Origin of the sequence: Blastopirellula retiformator (assembly GCF_007859755.1) — a bacterium.
In the GTDB taxonomy this organism is placed as follows: domain Bacteria; phylum Planctomycetota; class Planctomycetia; order Pirellulales; family Pirellulaceae; genus Blastopirellula; species Blastopirellula retiformator.
Window position 1 is genome coordinate 14,864 of the sequence record NZ_SJPF01000004.1, and the last position, 19,851, is coordinate 34,714.

13 protein-coding genes and 1 tRNA gene are annotated in these 19,851 nt (G+C 59.1%); 9 read left to right on the forward strand and 5 right to left on the reverse strand.

The window, feature by feature from the left end; all coding sequences use genetic code 11:
• Window positions 1–190: 190 nt before the first annotated feature.
• The 4 genes from Enr8_RS16090 to Enr8_RS16105 all read right to left on the reverse strand — a co-directional run bounded on the left by Enr8_RS16090 (window position 191) and on the right by Enr8_RS16105 (window position 7,910).
• The gene (locus tag Enr8_RS16090) at window positions 191–3,349 is read right to left on the reverse strand and encodes an efflux RND transporter permease subunit (RefSeq protein WP_146433422.1); all 3,159 of its coding nucleotides are present in this window, start codon (window positions 3,347–3,349) and stop codon (window positions 191–193) included.
• Window positions 3,346–4,683 (reverse strand): efflux RND transporter periplasmic adaptor subunit, encoded by a 1,338-nt coding sequence (locus tag Enr8_RS16095; RefSeq protein ID WP_246120118.1) that lies wholly within the window; start codon window positions 4,681–4,683, stop codon window positions 3,346–3,348. Before Enr8_RS16095 ends, Enr8_RS16090 begins: the two co-directional genes overlap by 4 nt.
• A gap of 513 nt (window positions 4,684–5,196) precedes the next feature.
• On the reverse strand, window positions 5,197–7,509 hold the full coding sequence (locus tag Enr8_RS16100; RefSeq protein WP_146433426.1) for a serine/threonine-protein kinase: 2,313 nt from the start codon (window positions 7,507–7,509) through the stop codon (window positions 5,197–5,199).
• A gap of 329 nt (window positions 7,510–7,838) precedes the next feature.
• Window positions 7,839–7,910 (reverse strand) — tRNA-Cys (locus Enr8_RS16105).
• Window positions 7,911–8,212: 302 nt separating this feature from the next.
• Here Enr8_RS16105 and Enr8_RS16110 point away from each other — a divergent pair.
• The 9 genes from Enr8_RS16110 (at window position 8,213) to Enr8_RS16150 (ending at window position 18,601) form a co-directional block, all read left to right on the forward strand.
• Window positions 8,213–8,548 (forward strand): hypothetical protein, encoded by a 336-nt coding sequence (locus tag Enr8_RS16110; RefSeq protein WP_146433428.1) that lies wholly within the window; start codon window positions 8,213–8,215, stop codon window positions 8,546–8,548.
• Window positions 8,549–8,590: 42 nt separating this feature from the next.
• Entirely contained in the window at window positions 8,591–8,914 is a 324-nt protein-coding gene (locus tag Enr8_RS16115; protein WP_146433431.1) for an Hpt domain-containing protein, read from the forward strand.
• A 472-nt stretch (window positions 8,915–9,386) separates the two neighbouring features.
• Complete coding sequence (locus Enr8_RS16120) at window positions 9,387–10,688, forward strand: diphosphate--fructose-6-phosphate 1-phosphotransferase (RefSeq protein WP_146433434.1); 1,302 nt, start codon at window positions 9,387–9,389, stop codon at window positions 10,686–10,688.
• Window positions 10,689–10,742: 54 nt separating this feature from the next.
• A complete protein-coding gene (locus Enr8_RS16125) occupies window positions 10,743–11,612 on the forward strand; it encodes an HAD family hydrolase (protein ID WP_146433436.1) in 870 nt (289 codons plus the stop codon).
• 203 nt (window positions 11,613–11,815) lie between these two features.
• Window positions 11,816–13,258, forward strand: coding sequence for an NADP-dependent phosphogluconate dehydrogenase (gndA, locus tag Enr8_RS16130; RefSeq protein WP_146433438.1), 1,443 nt, complete (start codon window positions 11,816–11,818; stop codon window positions 13,256–13,258).
• A gap of 60 nt (window positions 13,259–13,318) precedes the next feature.
• Complete coding sequence (locus Enr8_RS16135) at window positions 13,319–14,104, forward strand: SDR family oxidoreductase (RefSeq protein WP_146433440.1); 786 nt, start codon at window positions 13,319–13,321, stop codon at window positions 14,102–14,104.
• Between the two features lie 114 nt (window positions 14,105–14,218).
• Window positions 14,219–15,664: a glucose-6-phosphate dehydrogenase gene (zwf, locus tag Enr8_RS16140; protein WP_146433442.1), complete on the forward strand. Its 1,446-nt coding sequence runs from the start codon at window positions 14,219–14,221 to the stop codon at window positions 15,662–15,664.
• Between the two features lie 549 nt (window positions 15,665–16,213).
• Window positions 16,214–16,846: a response regulator gene (locus Enr8_RS16145; protein ID WP_002652771.1), complete on the forward strand. Its 633-nt coding sequence runs from the start codon at window positions 16,214–16,216 to the stop codon at window positions 16,844–16,846.
• A gap of 402 nt (window positions 16,847–17,248) precedes the next feature.
• Window positions 17,249–18,601, forward strand: a complete 1,353-nt coding sequence (locus tag Enr8_RS16150; protein ID WP_146433444.1) for a mandelate racemase/muconate lactonizing enzyme family protein — start codon at window positions 17,249–17,251, stop codon at window positions 18,599–18,601.
• Between the two features lie 526 nt (window positions 18,602–19,127).
• Here Enr8_RS16150 and Enr8_RS16155 read toward each other — a convergent pair.
• Complete coding sequence (locus tag Enr8_RS16155; RefSeq protein WP_146433446.1) at window positions 19,128–19,763, reverse strand: hypothetical protein; 636 nt, start codon at window positions 19,761–19,763, stop codon at window positions 19,128–19,130.
• Window positions 19,764–19,851 lie beyond the last annotated feature (88 nt).

Genomic DNA, 19,851 nt, shown 5'->3' on the forward strand with positions numbered 1-19,851 from the left:
TCTGCTGCGGGTTCGTGATCATGGTGATCGCTGTACGCTAGCAGCCTGTTGAAAAATGCCATCGTGGTATTTTTCAGCCTCGCCAGGCTCAGAGCGTAGCTCTTCGCGGCTCGCAAAATAATGACTTACGTCGGTATTTTGGGATCGCATCCCTGCGATCACGCAGTCCGTCGAGAAAATCAACGGAGTGTTAGGTAGCCGGCGTTTCCGTTGCCTTCGGCTTGGCGGCGAGTTTCCGCAAGACGACGTAAAACACCGGCGTCAAAAACAACCCGAAGATCGTCACGCCCAGCATCCCGGCGAAGACCGCGGTCCCCAGCACGCGACGCATTTCAAAACCGGCGCCAGTCGCGATCAACAGCGGAATCACGCCCAGGATAAACGAGAACGCCGTCATCAGGATCGGACGCAAACGCAATCGACAGGCGTTGACCGCCGCTTCAAAGCGGTCCTTGCCGGCATCCTCTTCCTGCTTGGCGAACTCGACGATCAAAATCGCGTTCTTACAGGCCAGACCGACCAACACGATAAATCCGATCTGCGTCAGGATGTTGTTATCCATACCGCGGAACCAAATACCGACAATCGCAAACAAGATGCACAGCGGCACGATCAAAATGATCGCCAGCGGCAAGATCCAGCTTTCGTACTGAGCGGCCAGCGTCAGAAAGACGAACAGCACCGCCAGCGGAAACAGGTAAACGATGGTGTTGCCCGCCTGGCGTTCCTGATAGGCGATGTCGGTCCAGGCATAGCCGAATCCCGGCGGCAGGTTTTGATCGGCCAACTCCTCAATCGTCGCCAACGATTGACCGGTACTGAAACCAGGCATCGTGTCGCCGTTGATATCGGCCGCCGGATATAGGTTGTAGCGAACCAGACGGTCAGGCCCGGTCACCCGCTGCAATTGCACGACCGAACCTAGGGGCACGGTGGCGCCACGTTCGCTACGGGTCCGCAACTGTAAAATGTCGCTGGCTTCGTCACGGAACTCCGGCTCGGCCTGGGCGGTCACGCGATAGGTGCGTCCCAGGAAGTTGAAGTCATTGATGTAGACCGAACCGAGGTAAACCTGCAGCGCCGTGAAAACGTCGCTCACCGGGATGCCCAGCATTTCGGCCTTCGTCCGATCAACGTCGGCAAAGACCTGCGGCACGCTGAGTCGGTAGTTGGAGTAAACCTGAACCAGGCCGGGGCTGGCGTTGGCGTCGGCCAGCATCTTATTGGTCACTTGATTCAAAGCGTCGAGGCCGGCGCCGCTTTGATCCTGAATGTAAAGCTTGTAACCGCCGCCACGGCCGATACCACGGACCGGCGGAGGCTGAATCACAAAGATCTGCGCTTCGTTGATCTTGCCCATTTCGACCCGCAGGTCGTTGACGATCGCGTCTAAACTGCGACCGCGAGCCGCGCGAGCCTTCGCATCTTCGAGCGGCAGGAAGGTGACCGCGGCGTTCGGGCTGATCGTGAACGTCGATCCATTCAGACCGGCGATGCCGACCGCATGCGCGACGCCATCCACCTTGCCGCCCACTTCGGCGACCTTTTTGGTGACGATGTCGGTTCGAGCAAGCGCGGCGCCATCGGGCAGGCGAATACTACAGATCAAGTAGCCTTGGTCTTGCTGCGGAATAAAGCCGGTCGGCACCAGGCCAAAGCTGTACCACGTGGCGACCAGCAGCCCGACATAGCCCAGCAGCACGACCGCCGAAAAGCGGATCGTCCGGCCAATCAGCCAGGCGTACCAATCGCTGGAAACGTCAAACGTACGATTGAACCAGCGGAAGAACCAGCCGAAGCAGATGTCGCCGGCGCGATCGAGGAATCCGCTCGAAGCTTCCCCCTTGGGACGCAACAACAAGGCGCACATCGCCGGGCTCAAGGTCAGCGACACGAAGGTCGAAAACCCGGTCGAGATCGCAATCGTCAAGGCGAACTGTTGATAGAACTGACCGCTGATGCTGGGGACGAACACAGTCGGCACAAACACGGCGATCAACACCAGCGTCGTCGCGATCAGCGCCGATCCGACGTCGTCCATCGCTTTGTGCGTCGCCGCTCGCGGGTCCATCCCTTCGCCGATCAAACGCTCGACGTTCTCCACCACAACGATCGCATCGTCGACCACGATGCCGATCGCCAGCACCAGACCAAACAGCGACAGCGTGTTGAGCGTCACCCCCAGCGACTGCATCGCAGCGAACGTACCAATCAACGAGATCGGAATCGCAATCACCGGAATGATCGTGGGGCGCCAGCCATGCAGGAACAAGAAGACGGTCAGCACAACCAACACCGTGGTGATGACCAGGGTCTCAAACACCTCGGCGATCGACTCTTCGACAAAGTCGGTCGGGTTGTAGGCGACCTCGTAGCCAACCCCTTGCGGGAAGTCTTTTTCCAAAGCGGCCATCGTCGCTTTGATCTGATTGGTCGTGTCGACGGCGTTGGTTCCAGGACGCTGATACACGATCACAGCAATCGCCGGCTTGCCGTCGAGATAGCTGATCCGTGAGTAGTCTTGGGCGCCCAGCTCCAACCGGGCGATGTCGCCCAACCGCGTCACGCGGCCGTCGTCTCCCCGTTTGACGATGATCTGTTCAAACTCTTCCGGTTCTTGCAGACGACCTTGCGTCGTCACGTTCAACTGGAAGGCGCCGGTATCGTCGGTCGGCGGTTGGCCGATCACGCCCGCGGCGACTTGCACGTTTTGACCACGAACCGCCGCCACGACGTCGCCCGGCGACAAGTCGAGATAGGTCATCCGCTCGATATCGAGCCAGACCCGCATCGCGTATTCGTTACCGCCGGCGATCCGCACGTCGCCGACTCCATCCAAACGCATCAAGGCGTCGCGAACGCGCAAGAAGGCGAAGTTACTGATGTACAGCTGATCGCGGCTGCCGTCGGGCGAAGTGAGGTGCGCCACCAGCAGCATGTCGGGAATCTGCTTGGTGGTCGTCACCCCGATTTGGCGAACCGCCTCCGGCAGGCGGGGCAATGCGACCGAAACGCGGTTTTGCACCAACACCTGGGCGTCGTCCAGGTCGGTTCCCAGTTTAAACGTCACCGTCAGCAGCATCGTGCCGTCGGCGCTAGAGGACGACTCCATGTAAAGCATGTCGTCGACGCCGTTCATCTCTTGCTCGATCGGCGTCGCGACGGTGTCGGCGATCACCTGCGGCGTGGCGCCAGGATAGCTGGCTCGCACCTGAATCGTCGGCGGCGCGACGTTCGGATATTGCGAGACCGGCAGCGTCAGGTACGTAATGCCGCCGACCAGCACGATGATGAACGACAGCACCGACGCAAAGATCGGCCGCTCGATAAAAAAGTGAGGAAACTTCACTGAACCTGCTCCCGCTTCTGCCGAGCTGCGTTGGCCGTTTCATCCATATCCGGCAAGACGGCCGTCGCTTCCGTCTCCGGCAACGAGGTCAGGCCGGCCGAAATCCAGCGTTCCGGCGGCAACGGCTGATACGTATCGGGCAAACCGTCGTCAGCGACTTGAATCGTCTCGGCTTGCACGTTCACCTCGATCCCGGGTCGCGACATCAACAGACCTTCGATCACCAGCGCTTCGTCGCCATTCAAGCCGTCATGAACGACTCGCAGACCATCGACGATCGCGCCCAACTTCAGGTCGCGACGTTCGATTTTGCCGTCGACGACGATGTACGCGAACTGCGTCGATTGATCGGTGCCGATCGCCGAATCGGGAATCAAGACCCGCTCTTCGGCGGCGCTGCCGGGCAAGCGCACGCGAGCGAACATCCCCGGCACCAGGTCTTCTTTCTCGTTCCGGAAAATGCAGCGGACCCGAATGCAGGCGGTGTCGTTGTCAAAACGGTTGTCAACAAAGTCCATGTGCCCTTCGTGCGGGAATCGTTCTTCGTCAGCCAGCCCCAGGTAGACCGGGTTTTTCGCAACCCGCGAGCTGACCCGTTTGCCGGCTTGGGCCAGGCGAATGTACTTCAGCGCCTGCTGCTCGTTGATGTCGAAAGTGCAGTAGATTGGTTGAATCGAAGTGATCGTCGTCAGCAGCGTCGAAGTCGCTGTGCCGCCGCTCACCAGGTTCCCTTCAGTGACGTATTCGCGGCTGATCCGTCCCGCGACCGGGGCATGAATCTGCGTGTAACGGAGATTCAGCTCGGCCGTTTCGACGCCCGCTTGCGCCGACTCAATCGCGGCTTGGGCGGTGGCGACGCCGGCGGCCGCCAAACCGATTCCCGCCTCGGCGGCGGCGACGTCGGCCTGGGCTTGTTCGATCTCGGCCTCGTGCCCGTCCAGTTCGTCTTGCGAAATCGCGGCCGAGGTTCGCAGCTTGCGGGCTCGCTCGACGCGCGAAACGGCCAGCTTCAATCGGGCGTCAGCTTGCTGCTGCTGCGCTTCCGACTCGTCCATCTGAGCGTTGGCTTGCGAGAGTTGCGATTTCGCCTGATTCAAGGCCGCCTTGGCGCCATTCAATTCGGCGACGAACGGGCGAGTATCGATCACGAACAACAAGTCGCCCGCATTGACCATCTGGCCTTCGTCAAAGTGAATCGATTGGAGATAACCGCTGACCCGCGAACGGATCTCGACAAACTCGATCGGCTCGAGCCGGCCGGTGTACGAGTCCCACTCGACAACTTCTTTACGAATCGGCTGCGCCACGGTGACCGTCGGCACAGGTTTGGTCATCGCCGGACCGGCTGCCGGTTGGCAGCCCGAGAAGGCCGCGAAACCGAATCCGCCTGATATTGCGAGGGCCAAGACAAGGAATGGAGTTTGGCTGTTTTTCATAGAGGCAAGCGACTGATTGAGGGACTGCTTGGACATTTTGGAGTTTTCCAGACACGTAATGCGCCCAGCGTGATCTCGTTGCGGCAATCTTATACTACACGCTAACGATTCGCCTAGGAATGTTTTCCATGGAACATAGATTTGCGGACATTTGTTTACACATCAACCAAAAAACAGCTCTCTCAGGGGAATAAGAGGAGCTTAATTTGCAGCAGAATGCCCGCAACATGCGGAAAGGTGGGAACTAGGGCGTGAAACGACCCAACTTGCCAATCGAATTGCAAACCGTGACCGAACCGCCCATGCTACCGAAGTTGAGGGGAAGGCTTCGGTAAGATGCAACACATTAGCGAGCGAATCAACTCGGCCGACATGGCGAGACAGCAACTTTGAGGGAACTAGGGACCTACGCTACTCCATCAGCTTCAGCACGACCCCAACGGATGTCGAGTCGTCAAACCGATTGAGCGATAGCTTGGAAGCGATCAAGCCACTTTCCAGATCGACCTTCGTCTTCTCTTCCGGGCTGCTGAAGAACTGCTTGAGACTTGGAATCTGACTGCCAATCGACACCATCTTCGGATTGGCGATGACTCCTTCGCTCGGCGTGTCGCTGATCCAAACGTTACCTTCGCCATCGGTGACGTCGATGATCGCCGTATTTTGTTCGACCCGCGTCAGAAACTGCGTCAGCCGACGCAGTAAATTGACCTGAACCACGACCACGCCAAACAGGTCGCCCGATTCTGCCGCGTAAACCGGCGTCGCCGCAAACAGCCGCACGCCGTCAGTCACCGCGTCGGCCGGATCATCATTGGCGTCGCGCAGCACCAGTTGAATGTCGCCCGGCTCTAGCTTCAACGTCTGCTGCAGCACGCTTTGCTCTTCAAACTTCGCCAAACGGCTTGCCGGCACTCGCCGGATGTAGGCGGGATCGTCGGTATTCCGCTCGACGCGGACAATATCGGTCGCCGCTTCCTCGGTTAGCTGCATGTACGCGATCGACACATAGTCCGGATTCGCCCGCAAGAACTCTTCATAGATCATTTCGAGCCGGCTACGCCACACTTCGGGCGATTCGCCAACCGCCGCATCCGGCTTCGCCGGGATCAACGCTTGAATTGGCGGCAAACTCGACATGAAGCGGGCGTCTTTCGAGACCTGCTCGGCGGTCGACTGCAGTTGAACTTCCAATTCGCGGCTGTAGGCGCGCATTTCGTCGAAGCGGATCTGACGATTCGATCTCGACGCTTGATGCGAGGTGACGATCATCACCGCCACACCGACAATGGCGGTCACCACCACCAGGGCGATCGCTTGCGACAGGATGCGATTGTTTTGAATCCAGCGCGCCAGCAGCTGCAGCGGTTTCTCTTGATAGGCGCTGACGTTCTCTCCCGCCATCCAGCGTTCGACGTCGTCGGCAAGATCGGTCGCACTTTGATACCGAGCATATTGCCGGCGAGCCATCGCTTTTGCGCAGATCGCCGTCAGCGCGGGGTCGGCGTGCGGGTTCGCATCGCGGGCATTGGGCGAGGGGCGGCCGGCGATGGCCGATAACAATTGACGACCATTGGTCGATTTCGAAGTTTCTCGCGTTTGTTCGTGCGGCGCGGCGCCGGTCAAGATGGCGTAAAGGATGGCTCCGAGGCCGTAAATATCGGTCCGCTCGTCCAGTTCGTCGACGCGGCCCGCCGCTTGTTCCGGCGCCATGTAAAGGGGCGTCCCTAAGATCTGCCCTTCGATCGTGCTGTTGCCGCTGCCGGCCACACTTTGACTGCCCGCCAGGTTGTCGAGCGACTGCAGTTCGTCAATCACTTTCGCGATCCCCCAGTCGATCACGATCACCTGACCAAAACTGTCGATCGCCACGTTTTCGGGCTTCAAGTCGCGGTGAATCACCTTGCGCGAGTGGGCGTGACCGATCGCCTGGCAAATGTTGACGAAGTCGGTCAGCAGCCGCCGCAGCAGCATCGGGCTATGATCTCCTTCGGCGAGTCGCTCGTGGTACTCCATGATTGAATCATGCAGCGTCGTCTTACCGAGAAACCGCATCGCGTAAAACGCCTGACCGGTCGCGGCGTCTTCTCCCAACTGGTAAATCGGCACGATGCCGGGATGCTCAAGCCGGCCGGTGATCTCCGCTTCGCGGCGAAACCGCTCGAGCGCCGTCTGCTGATCGATCGCCGTGATTTCTTTGACGGCGACTGGACGCTTGAGATGTTCGTCGTAGGCGAGCCAGACGCGGCCCAAGCCACCTTGCCCGAGCTTTCGCAAGAGTTTGAAGCGAGCTTCCGAGGCGCGCATGCCGGTAACGTCAGCAGCGCCCGCTCCGGCAACGGCTCGAATGCCCATCAGCCGGGCGATCGTGCCGGCCGGGTCGACCGCATCGAGCGTCTGGGCGACGACGCATTCGACCGAAGAATTTCGCTCGGCCCCGGCCTCGACTTCTTCCAGCAAGCGTGGCGCGCTGCGGGCAATTTTTCGGTTCGTATCGTCGTCAATTAACCCCAGCGCCAGCAAATGATCGTTCAGCGGCAGGCTGCCATGGATCGTCCACGAGGCGAAACCTTGGGCCAACTGCCGCTCGGTCAGCGCGCCAGAGCGCAGCAATAGCGCCGACATGGCGATATCTTGCTGCTCTTTGCTGAAATCTCCACCTTCGGTATGGGCGATCGTTTCGCCAATATTCGAGTCGCTAAGCGGGTCGTCAGAAGTAGACATACGCTCGTTTCGCAGGAAGAGCAGGGGGGCGGAATAATTCGACGAGATACCACAAGCTTACCTGCCAATTGAGTCCTGGTGGAGCTTTTCCGGCCGCGGCAGGCTCAAACTACGGGCACTTTGCTGCCGCCAGCGGCTTTCCTGCGAATTCGCCCCCCCGCGACCGCACGAGCAAGATGGGCCCCAGACACCCCCGAACGCCGAGAAGACAGGCAATCCAGAAAAGATAGGAATGCCGTGAAATTGCGGCCGAAAAATCGTCGCAAAATCTGCACTCACCAATTGCGCATAAAAAACCCAAGTCGTTATCCGACTTGGGTTTTAGCAAGAGGCGCCGCCCGGATTCGAACCGGGGATGACGGATTTGCAATCCGTTGCCTTAGCCACTTGGCCACGGCGCCGCGGTGTCATTCACGCAAACTTAGAGAAACTGCTTCTGCTGGTCAAGTGGCGGTAGCAGTTCCGATCGTAGCGATTGCTGGCAAGCGACAAGGATGAATATCGGCGTCATGATCGTTCAGCTTGATCTAAATGTTACGAAAGTTACGAGCGGACCGAATTCGCTGGACGCTCTAACGAGACCCGCGGCGAGAAGTTTGATCGCCCAGGGCCGCTTGGTTCGAAAATGGGAGATGCGTTAAACCGGCGTCTGGCCGGGCGAATGCATTTTTTCCAGTACCGCCTTAACAGGGGAGGGAACGCCATGGAGTGGCTGAACCCTTGGGGTTGCTCGCGACGTCGCGTGGTTGCTGAATTATCCGCCAAAATCGCTACCGCAGCGATTCCTGTGGTCCGACGCCGTCTGGATGACGAATGTCGTGATATGTCGGACGCCGAATTCCGAGGATTTGTTCGCGCTCGGGCCGCTGCGGCAATTCACGCCGAACTCGACAAGGTGCGGGGCGCCGAGCGTCACCTGGTGATTCGCCATCGCGAGCGTCTGTATGACGCGTCGTTGGCGCTGATGCTCGTCTCCGAACTGCTAAAGCCAACCGCCGATCAGCCGCGAGATTACATCCGTCTCGCCAATGCGGCGTAGCCAAACGACTTTTCTCCCTCTCCCAGCATGGAGCCCCCGACCTTGACCGACACTCAACTACCCGACATTTCGGGTACCTCGCTGCGACTTGCGCTCGACAACGTCCGTGTGCAGAAGTTTTTGGATGGGCTCACCCCGCACATTGACGAACTGGTCGCCGCGGTTAAAGACAAAAATTGGACCGAAGCGGGCCGCTTGAGCCACTTCATCTATCGCTGCAGCGAAGTCTACGGCTACCCCGAAATTGCCGAAATCGCGGGCTCGGTCTGCAACGCCGCCGCCGGCGGAGACAAGCAATTGGCGGGGCGTCACGTGCTGAAACTGCTGGGCGCCTACGCCCGCGCCGGCCGGAAAACAATGGTTTAACTGCCTGTTGCAAAATGCCATCGTGGCATTTTGCAACCTCGCCAGGCTCAGAGCATCGCTCTTCGCGGCTCGCAAAATAACGACTTACGTCGTTATTTTTGGATCGCATCCGTGCGATCACGCAGTCCGTCGAAAAAATCAACGGACTGTTAACGTAGGGTCCGCTGTGCGGACCAAATGCGTTCTCGATGGCAAATTCCCCGCCCAGGGTCCCCTGAGTCGGCCAAGCTCGCGATTGGTCCGCACAGCGGACCCTACGGCACGCCCTTCGGCCATTTCCACTTTTCTGGGGTTAATCTCCCAATCCACTCCCCAATCCCGCCATCGCTGGCGCTTGCCTGGGTTCTCTCGCCCCTAATTGTCGGGTTCTTTTTACTCGTCTAAAATTGGCGGTTTTGTCGCGGTTCTTGGTTTCACTATTGGAGACCAGCGTCGTCCGTTTTCCTCGCCCCTTTGCTGCTTGAGTTACCTAATGAGCGCTCCCAAGAATATGATCGTCGCCCAGAGCGGCGGCCCGAGTCCGGTGATCAACAACACCTTGCGCGGCATTGTCGAGATGGCCCGCGACATGGACAACATCGGAACGGTCTACGGCGCGCACCATGGCATCGAAGGGGTGCTGAAAGAAGAATTGATCAGTCTGTCGGATCAGCCGGCCGAAGAAATCTCGCTGCTCCGCTACACGCCGGCCGCCGGTTCGATCGGCACCTGCCGCTACAAGCTGAAGGATTGGCAGAACGAAGATTTCGATCGCGTGATCGAAGTTTTCAAGGCCCACAACATCGGCTACTTCGTCTACATCGGCGGCAACGACTCGATGGACACCGCCAACAAGATGGCGATCATGGCCCAAGAGCGCGGGCTCGATCTGATCGGCATCGGCGGCCCCAAGACGATCGACAATGACGTCGGCGACAGCGAATTCAAGTTGATCGACCATACGCCCGGCTATGCGTCGACCGCCAAGTACTGGATGCACATGGTTCAGTACGCCAACGAAGAAAACCAAGGGAGCAGCCCGGCTGACCCGGTTCTCGTCATGCAGGCGATGGGTCGCAAGATCGGTTACATTCCGGCCGCCGCTCGGTTGGCCGATCCGAACCGCGAAATGCCGCTGCAGATCTACCTGGCCGAGTCTCCCTGCTCGCTGGAAGAGCTGCACCAAAACGTCAACGAACAGCTGAAGAAAGATGGCCGCTGCATGGTCGTCATCAGCGAAGGCTTTAACGTGGGCGACATTGGCGAAGTGAAAGACGCGTTCGGGCACACCTCGTTCAGCTCGAGCCAAATCACCGTCGCTCAAACGGTCACCAACTTCCTGAACCAAAAGGGCCTGGCCGCCAAGGGCGCCGCTCGCTGCAACGTTTCGGGTACGGATCAACGTCACGCGATGGCCTACGCTTCGAGCGTCGACCTGGACGAAGCCTACCACGCCGGCCAACAAGCGGCGCTGCTGGCCTCGAATCGCGAGTCGGGCTTCATGTCGACCATCCTGCGTAACGAAGGGCCGGTCTACAGCGTCCGTTACGACAAAGCCCCGCTGTCGGAAGTCGCCAACAGCGAACGCACCTTCCCCAAAGAATGGATCACGCCGAACGGCTACGACGTCACCGACGACTTTATCGCTTACGCCAAGCCGCTGCTGGGCGAAGGGATGGTCTCGCTGCCGATGATCGATGGCCGTCAACGCATGACCCGCCTGCAGCCGATCTTCGCCGACCAAAAACTGCCGGCTTACGTGCCGCAAGCCGATCGCCAAAAGGCGCCGAAGTAACCGGCCGATCTTGGCGTTTACCCCAATCCACCACACACGAACTGAATCAATACGATGACCTATCAAATCGAACCGAGCAAAAAGTTCCTCGTCGGCATCGACTCTGACGGCTGCGTCTTCGACACGATGGAACTGAAGCACAAAGAATGCTTCATCCCCAACATCATCAACTACTACGAACTGCAAGGCGTCAGCAAGTACGCTCGCGAAGCGGCCGAGTTCGTTAATCTCTACAGTAAAAGCCGCGGCATCAACCGCTTTCCGGCTTTGATCGAAGCGATGGAGTGGCTGTCGAAGCGTCCCGAAGTGAAGTCGCGCGGCTACGAAATCAAGATCCCGCAGGCGGTCGTCAAATGGATGAAGGAAGAGACGAAGCTCGGCAACCCGGCGCTCGAAAAGAAGGTTGCCGAAACGGGTGACGAAGAACTGGCCCACGCCTTGAAGTGGTCGGTCGCCGTCAACGAAATGATAGCCGGCATGGTCCGCGGCGTTCCGCCGTTCCCGTATGTGCAAGAGTCGCTCGAAAAGCTGAAAGACAGCGCCGACATGCTGGTCGTTTCGGCCACGCCGAACGAAGCGCTCGAAGCCGAGTGGTCGGAACATGGCCTGACGCAGTACGTCACCGCCATCTGCGGCCAGGAAGCCGGCAACAAGAAAGAGACGCTGACCAACGCGACCAAGTACGCCGAGAACCACACCCTGATGATCGGCGACGCCCCCGGCGACTACGCCGCCGCCAAGGCCAACAACTGCCTCTTCTACCCGATCAACCCGGGCGATGAAGAAAACAGCTGGAAGCGATTCCGCGATGAAGGCGTCGACAAGTTCCTCAGCGGCGAATTCGCCGGCGACTACCAACAGGCGTTGCTCGACGAATTTGATCGCTACCTGCCGTCGCGTCCCAGCTGGCCGGTCGAAGACTAACTGCCTGTTGCAAAATGCCCTCGTGGCATTTTGCAACCTCGCCAGGCTCAGAGCATCGCTCTTCGCGGCTCGCATCCATGCGATCACGCAGTCCGTCGAGAAAATCAACGGACTGCTAAACCAACCCGTCAAGATTTTAAAATAGTATCCGCCTGTCCGCGCTATGGCGTCGGACCCGTCATCTTGCAAGAAAGTGAACAACCATGTCCGAAAAATGTGATTTCGGTTTGATCGGTTTGGCCGTCATGGGCGAAAACCTCGCCCTGAACGTCGAAAGCCGCGGCTACAGCGTCGCCGTCTACAATCGCACGACCGAGAAGACCGACGCGTTCATCGCTGGTCGCGCCGCCGGCAAGAAGTTCGTCGGGTGCCACACGTTGGAAGACCTGGTCAAGTCGCTCAAGACGCCCCGCAAGGTGATGATGCTCGTCAAAGCGGGCCCGGCCGTCGACGCGATCATCGAATCGCTGCTGCCGCTGATGGACAAAGGGGACATCATCATCGACGGCGGCAACACGCTCTACAGCGACACCGAACGCCGCACCAAGTATGTCGAAGAGAAGGGTCTGCTCTACTCCGGCACCGGCGTTTCGGGCGGTGAAGAAGGCGCCCTGAAGGGTCCGAGCTTGATGCCGGGCGGTAGCGAAGCGGCCTGGCCGGAACTGAAAGAGATCTTCCAGTCGATCGCCGCCAAGGTCGGTCCGAACGACGACATCCCGTGCTGCGAATGGGTTGGTCCCCGCGGCGCCGGCCACTACGTGAAGATGGTCCACAACGGCATCGAGTACGGCGACATGCAGATGATCTGCGAAGCCTACTTCCTGCTGAAGCATGGCATCGGCCTGACCAACGAAGAGCTGTACGACGTCTTCGCCGAGTGGAACAAGGGCGAGCTGCAAAGCTACCTGATCGAGATCACCCGCGACATCTTCAGCGTCAAAGACGAAAAGACCGGCGACTTCCTGGTCGACAAGGTCCTGGATCGCGCCGGCGCCAAGGGTACCGGCAAGTGGATGAGCCAACTGGCGCTCGACCTGGGCGTTCCCAGCACGCTGGTGACGACCGCGGTTTACGCTCGTTCGCTCTCGGCCGTTAAGGAAGCCCGCGTTCGCGCCAGCAAAGTGCTGTCGGGTCCGACCGAAACCTACAGCGGCGACAAGCAAGAGTTCATCAACCATGTTCGTGACGCCCTGTACGCGTCGAAGATCATGAGCTACGCCCAAGGCTTCGTCCAACTGCAAGCGGCTGCGGCCGAGCATGACTGGCCGCTCAACTACGGCGACTGCGCCCTGCTGTGGCGCGGCGGCTGCATCATTCGGGCTCAGTTCCTGGATCGCATCAAAGAAGCGTTCGACGCCGACGCGAACCTGGAGAACCTGCTGCTGGCTCCGTACTTCACCGACGCCGTCAAGAAGGCGGAAGCGGGCTGGCGAAACGTCGTCGCCACCGCGGCGACGCTTGGCATCCCGGCTCCGGCGTTCGCGGGCGCCTTGGCCTACTACGACGGTTACCGTCGCGCCAACCTGCCGGCCAACCTGCTGCAGGCCCAGCGCGACTACTTTGGCGCCCACACGTTCCAGCGAACCGACGAGGAAGGGACCTTCCACGCCGAATGGCTGAAACTGCGGAAAGAGCCGGAAGCCTAATCGGCGCCGCTGGTTACCAACCGCGTGAGTTAGCATCAACGGACGAGAAAGTAGGGCGAAATGTCGGATAGTTATTTGCGGGGCTTGTTCGGTCTCGAAGGTCGAACAGCCATCGTTATCGGCGCCACGGGCGTTTTGGGCGGGGCCATCGCCGAAGGGCTGGCCCAAGCCGGAGCCAAGGTCGTCGTATCTGGCATGAACCCCGAGCGGGGCGATGCGCAAGCGACCCGCATTGCCGAACTTGGCGGCGAAGCGATTTTTCACCCAGTCGACGCCGTCAGCAAGGCGTCGCTGGAAGAGTTGAAAGCCGTAACGCTCGAAAAATTCGGTTCGATCGACATGCTGGTCAACTGTGCCGGCGTCAACTCGTCCGTTCCGTACGAAGAAATCACCGAAGAAGATTGGGACCGCGTCCTGGCGACCAATCTGACCGGAACCCACTTAGCCTGCCAGCTGTTTGCTCCCTTCATGGCCAAACAGCCTGGCGGTGGGTCGATTTTGAATATCGGCAGCGTGACCGCCCACTTGCCGCTGTCGCGGGTCTACGCCTATTCGGCCTCCAAAGCGGCGGTCGTCAATCTGTCGCAGAACGTCGCGCGTGAGTACGCCACGCAAAAGGTTCGCGTCAACGTCCTTTGCCCCGGCTTCTTCCCAGCCGAGCAAAACCGAAAAATCTTGGATCAAGATCGCGTCGCCAACATCATGGCGCAAACCCCGATGAAGCGTTTCGGTGAGCCGGAAGAGCTAGTAGGGGCGGCGATCACTCTCTTATCTCCCACCGCGGGCAGTTTCATTACCGGCGCGACAATCTACGTCGATGGCGGCTTTACGGCGATGCGGTTCTAGATTTCACGTGATGCGTCGCTCGGCCACTGCCGGGTTTCGCATCTTGCTCAAGAAAACCTAGAATAACCAGATCGCACTGCGCGCGTCCTGTCCGAACACTCCACGAAAGCAACCATGTCGCACACAATCGTGATTTTCGGCGCTTCCGGCGATCTGACGAGCCGCAAGCTTATACCCGCTCTGTATCTGCTTCACAAAAAAGGTCGTTTGCCCGAGTCGACTCGCGTGGTCGGCGTCTCCCGGACCACGTTTACGTCCGACGCCTGGCGGGCGGACCTCGAAGAAACGACCAGGAAATTCACCGGCGACTCGTTCGACGCCGCCGCGTGGACCGAGTTTGCGGCCCAGGTTTATTACCAGCCAGGCGACCTGCAAGACTCGGGCGATATGGAAACCCTGGCCGGTTTCTTGAACGAACTGGAAGGGGGCGAGGCGAGCCGTATCTACTATCTCTCCACGATGCCGAAGCTCTATCCGATCGCCGTCGAAATGATTGGCGCCGCCGGCATGGCCGATCAATCGCAAGGCCCACGTCGCGTGGTGATCGAAAAGCCGTTCGGCACCGACCTGACGACCGCCCAGCAGTTGAACTCTCGCGTTCATAAGGTTTTCGCGGAAGATCACGTCTATCGCATTGACCATTACCTGGGCAAAGAGACGGTCCAAAACCTGTTGGTGCTGCGGTTCGGCAACTCGATTTTTGAGCCGCTCTGGAATCGCAATTACATCGATCACGTGCAGATCACCGTGGCCGAAGAAGTGGTCGTCGGTCGCCGCGGCGGCTATTACGACACTTCCGGCGTCATGCGAGATATGGTGCAAAACCACTTGCTGCAATTGATGATGATCACCGCGATGGAATCGCCGGTCCGCTTTGACGCGTCGATGGTTCGCGGCGAGAAAGTCAAAGTGCTGCAGGCGATTCGCCCGATGACCGGCGCCGACTTCGCCCAAAACACGCTGCGCGGCCAATACGACGGTTACCTTAACGAAGAAGGGGTTCCGTCCAATAGCCAAACGCCCACCTTCACGGCGCTAAAGCTGTGGGTCGACAATTGGCGATGGCAGGGCGTTCCGTTTTATCTACGAAGCGGCAAAGCGATGTCCTGCCGCACCACGCAGATCGTCATTCAGTACAAAGAGCCGCCGCTGACGCTGTTTGAGCATTGCGAGTCGCTGGAAGGAAACCGCCTGGTGATTCAAATCCAGCCGGCCGAAGGACTGCAGGTCCATATTCAAAGCAAGGTTCCCGACGCCGGGATGCGGACCCGCACGACCGACCTCGATTTCCGGTTCCGCCGACAGTTCGCCGGCGACCTGCCGGACGCCTACCAACGACTGTTGTTGGACGCGATTCAAGGCGACGCCAGTCTCTTCGCCCGCAGTGACGAAGTGGAACTCGCATGGGGCATCGTTGATCCGATCCTGGCAGCTTGGAACAGCCCAGCCGCATCGCCTTTGATGAAATACGAGCCCGGCGGTTGGGGACCGGAAGAGTCGACCAAGTGGATGTACAAACAAGGGCGGCAATGGTTTGACGTTTGCCCGGTCCTCCACTAGCGGGGATCACCGAAAAAAGATCCACCTTTTTTCCTGCCATTTTTTTCTTATCATCTATCTACAGTTTGAGCGCAATTTTGGTCGGCCCAGTTCGGCTCACAGTCGAGTAGATAGGAGGTAGAGCATCTAGACATCGGTGCAAGATAATGCGCATCGACCGCACCATTTTGCACACAAGTCGAAAGTGCTCTGCTTTTTCCTTGAAAAACACGTAGTTTGTGAAGATTACGCGGAAACCCGCTGTAGCAACAAACGCTGGATGTCGTAATGATTTGAAAGGTGGGAAGAGGGCAAGCATTCCCCCCTGTGGAATCTCAGCCAAATCGCCAAGCCCCAAATAACCAATTTTTTATCGCTTTTAGGCTTTCACACCCGCTGCCGACAGCCAGCTAAACCCCAATGAAGCTACTTGGCGCCGGATGTGCTAGAAATTTGTCGTAAAACCGGATGGTTTTCCGAAAAGATGCTAGTGCAGCCCCGTCAGTAACACCGATGGCGGGTACAATAAGTCTAAAATCGATAAGTCGAGCGTTGCATCTGGAGTGTTGAATGACCATTCGATTGTTAGTTGCCGACGATCACGAAGTCGTCCGCTGCGGTTTAAAGAGCCTGGTTTCGGGCACCGACATTGAAGTTGCGGGAGAAGCCCGAACCGGCGAAGAAACGGTGCGGATGGTTACCTCCGTTAATCCCGACGTCGTTCTGCTTGATATCCGCATGCCCGAAGGGGATGGCCTGACCACCCTGGGACGAATCAAGCTGGAACGGCCCGACCTGCCGATCCTGATCTTGTCGACCTACGACAACCCCACCTACGTCGCCCGGGCCGTTGCCCTTGGCGCCAATGGGTACGTCTTGAAAGGGGATCCCCGCGACCGTCTGGTCGATGCGATCCACACCGCCGCCAATGGCGAAAGCGCCTGGACGCGAGATGAGCTGCGTCGCGTGACCGGCGCCCTGGCCACCCCGCGTTTGAACGCCGACGTCGAAGTGCCGCTAACCCAACGGGAAAGCGAAGTGTTGCGTCAACTCGCCCTGGGGCTGACGAACAAAGAGATCGCTCAAGCGCTGCACATCAGCTACGAGACGGTCAAAGAACACGTCCAACACATTCTGCGCAAAGTCGGCGTCTCCGATCGTACGCAAGCGGCAGTGTGGGCGGTTCGCAAAGGTTTGGTCTAGCAGTCCGTTGATTTTCTCGACGGACTGCGTGATCGCAGGGATGCGATCCCAAAATAGCGACGTAAGTCGTTATTTTGGGAGCCGCGAAGAGCTATCAGAAAAACGCTCTAGCATCCGGTTGATGTTTTCAACCGGGGAATAGCAGCCCGTTGATTTGCGACGGGCTGCTGTAGTGCATCCATGCGTTCCGCAACTAACGACGTAGGACGTTCGTTTGCAAACCGCGAGAGACTTCGCCAGCAGCTTGGCGATGTGGAAAAACGTCATCCGGGCGTTTTTCCTGAGATGCAACAGTCTAAAAGCCTCTTAGCTTGGTTGCGGCGGAGCCTGTCTCGCGCCATATTCTACGGTTCTTCAAATCGGCGGAATGAATCCGCTCACGTCGAACCTAGGAGCAACCGCATGGCCAAACCTACCGATATCCGTATTCGCGACGTCCGCATCTCGGCGGAGCACATCAACTACCGCACCCCGATCAAGTTTGGGGGACGCGTGGTGACCGACGTGACGCTTCTGAACGTCAAGCTCGATGTCGAAACGGCCGATGGTCGCCGCGGCACGGGGTTTGGCTCGATGCCGATGGGCAACGTCTGGGCGTGGCCAACTTCGCTTACCTCGGGGGATGCGACTCTGCAGGCGATGATCGACATCGGTACCGCCATCGCCGAGTCAGGGCCAAAGCTCGACCAAAGCGGCCATCCGCTAGAACTGACCGCCGCCGCGCATACGCAGTATGGCGACATCGCCGCCAAGATCGCCCAGGACGCCGGCATTACCGAAGCGGTCCCCAAATTGGCGGCGTTGGTCGCGGCCAGCCCGACCGAAGCGGCGATCCATGACGCCTACGGCAAAGCGCTGGGGCAGAACAGCTACAACGTACTCGGCGCCGAGTACGCCAACACCGACATCGCGACCTATCTCTCCAGCGAGTTCGCCGGCGAATATCTCGATCAATACACGTCGCGCACGCCCCAGGCCAAGATGCCGCTCTATCATCTGATCGGCGCGCTCGATCCGCTCGATCAGGACGAGCTCGAAAACCCGGTCGGCGACGGCCTGCCCGAGACGCTGGGGGACTGGATCCTGGCCGACGGTTTGACCCACCTGAAGATCAAGCTCAACGGCGACAATCTCGATTGGGACGCGGCCCGCGTCGCCAAGATCGACGCGGTCGCCACCACCGCCCAAACGCAGCGTGGCGTCACGACCTGGCAGTATTCGCTCGACTTCAACGAGCGCTGCCCCAATGTGCAGTACATTCTCGACTTCCTCGCCAAGCTGAACGAGTCGAGCCCGACGGCGCTTGATCGGGTGCAGTACATCGAACAACCGACTAGTCGCGACCTGCGAGCCAATCCCGAAAACCGCATGCACGCCGCCGCCAAGATCAAGCCGGTGGTGATCGACGAGTCGCTGATCGATTACGAGTCGCTGTTGCTGGCTCGCGAACAAGGTTATAGCGGCGTCGCCCTGAAGGCCTGTAAGGGACAAAGCGAAGCGCTGCTGATGGGCGCCGCGGCGCAGAAGTTTGGGATGTTTCTCTGCGTGCAAGATCTGACCTGCCCCGGCTACTCATTCCTCCACTCGGCCAGCCTGGCGGCCCGCTTGCCGACGATCGCCGCGATCGAAGGGAACGGCCGCCAATACTGCCCGGCCGGCAATGTCGAATGGGCGAAGCGATTCCCCAGCATGTTCCACATCACCGATGGAACGGTCGGCACGGCGGCGCTTAACGGACCGGGGCTCGGCTTTTAAATCGGCCCAAGACGGAAGCGCGAATCGCCACAAGTAGCCCAACGCGCGAGCGAGGGAAATGCTTCCGACCAAATGATTAATGTCGAAACCGGAATGACGAATCAGTGTGGTGCATTCGTCATTCCCAATCGCCGCGCTCCCCTTGTTAGCGGCGCGGTGACTTTCCTGTTGCGGAGCTACCGACGTTTTCGCTTGGCCGCCGAGTAACGACTCCATGCTCGCCTGTTGCGATTCGGTATCAAAGTCAATCTCAATCGCGACCAGGCGATCTCGTTCCAAGGCCCGATCAACGCCAGCGCGAGGCTGGTCATTTCGAGCAGCGCGACCGGAATCGCAATCGCAAAGTAAAGCCATTTACCGCGGGTGTACGAAGCAGCCAAGTCTTCTCTCTTGCTGTCAGAATTGAATCGATTGCCAAGTCTGCGTACGTTGCTCGGCGACGTCGGCAGCCTACTCTGAGAAAATTCAGCCGCTCCGACCTGCAAACTTGGGCACTAGGCGACGGGCTCGGAAGGCGCCCTGGGAGCTACACGCCTTCCCCTTTGGTCTCACAGGCAAAACGGAACGTCTTGCCTTCGATCCGTCCTTCGACGGTAATCGGGTATTCGAAGCCGAGCTTCTTCATGAAGTCGAGCAGTTGCCAGCAATCGGCCGAGCCAAACTCGTCGTCGGCGTAGGCGCGGCGGACTTCGTCGTAGTCGGGGTCTTCCCAGCGGATCAAGTACTGTTCGATTTCTCCAGAGGCGAGCCCAGGGACTGCCTGCGCGACTTGCTGGGGATCGCCGGCCCAGTATTTGATCTCTTCTTCGCTCAGATTGTCGTCCCAATAGTCGGGGATCGGATTGAAGGCGTCGATCGGCTGTCCCTTGCGGAACAGCAGGTACATCCACAGATCTTCATCGTGGATGTGAAACGAAAATACCGGGGCGGCCAGCTTCCGCGACAGGTACTGACTGGCGGCGTCCCAATCGAAGAAGTCGCTCGGGTAGAGGACCGACGTCCGATCTCCGTCGCCCGCCAGCACCAGACAGTCTTCGTCGACGATCGTGCGGGTCGCCTCGGCAAAGTCCCCCTCTTTTTCATCGGCGAAGGCGGACAGCGCCGCTTCTACGGCGGCGACGTCTTTACCGATGACGCCGGACATCGAGAGAAATAATCCCATGGTGCAATTCTTCGGTTTCTGCGTGCGACTAGTCCCAGGTGCGTTCCGCCGCTCCTAACTTACTACCGTCGCGACGACATTTCCAGCG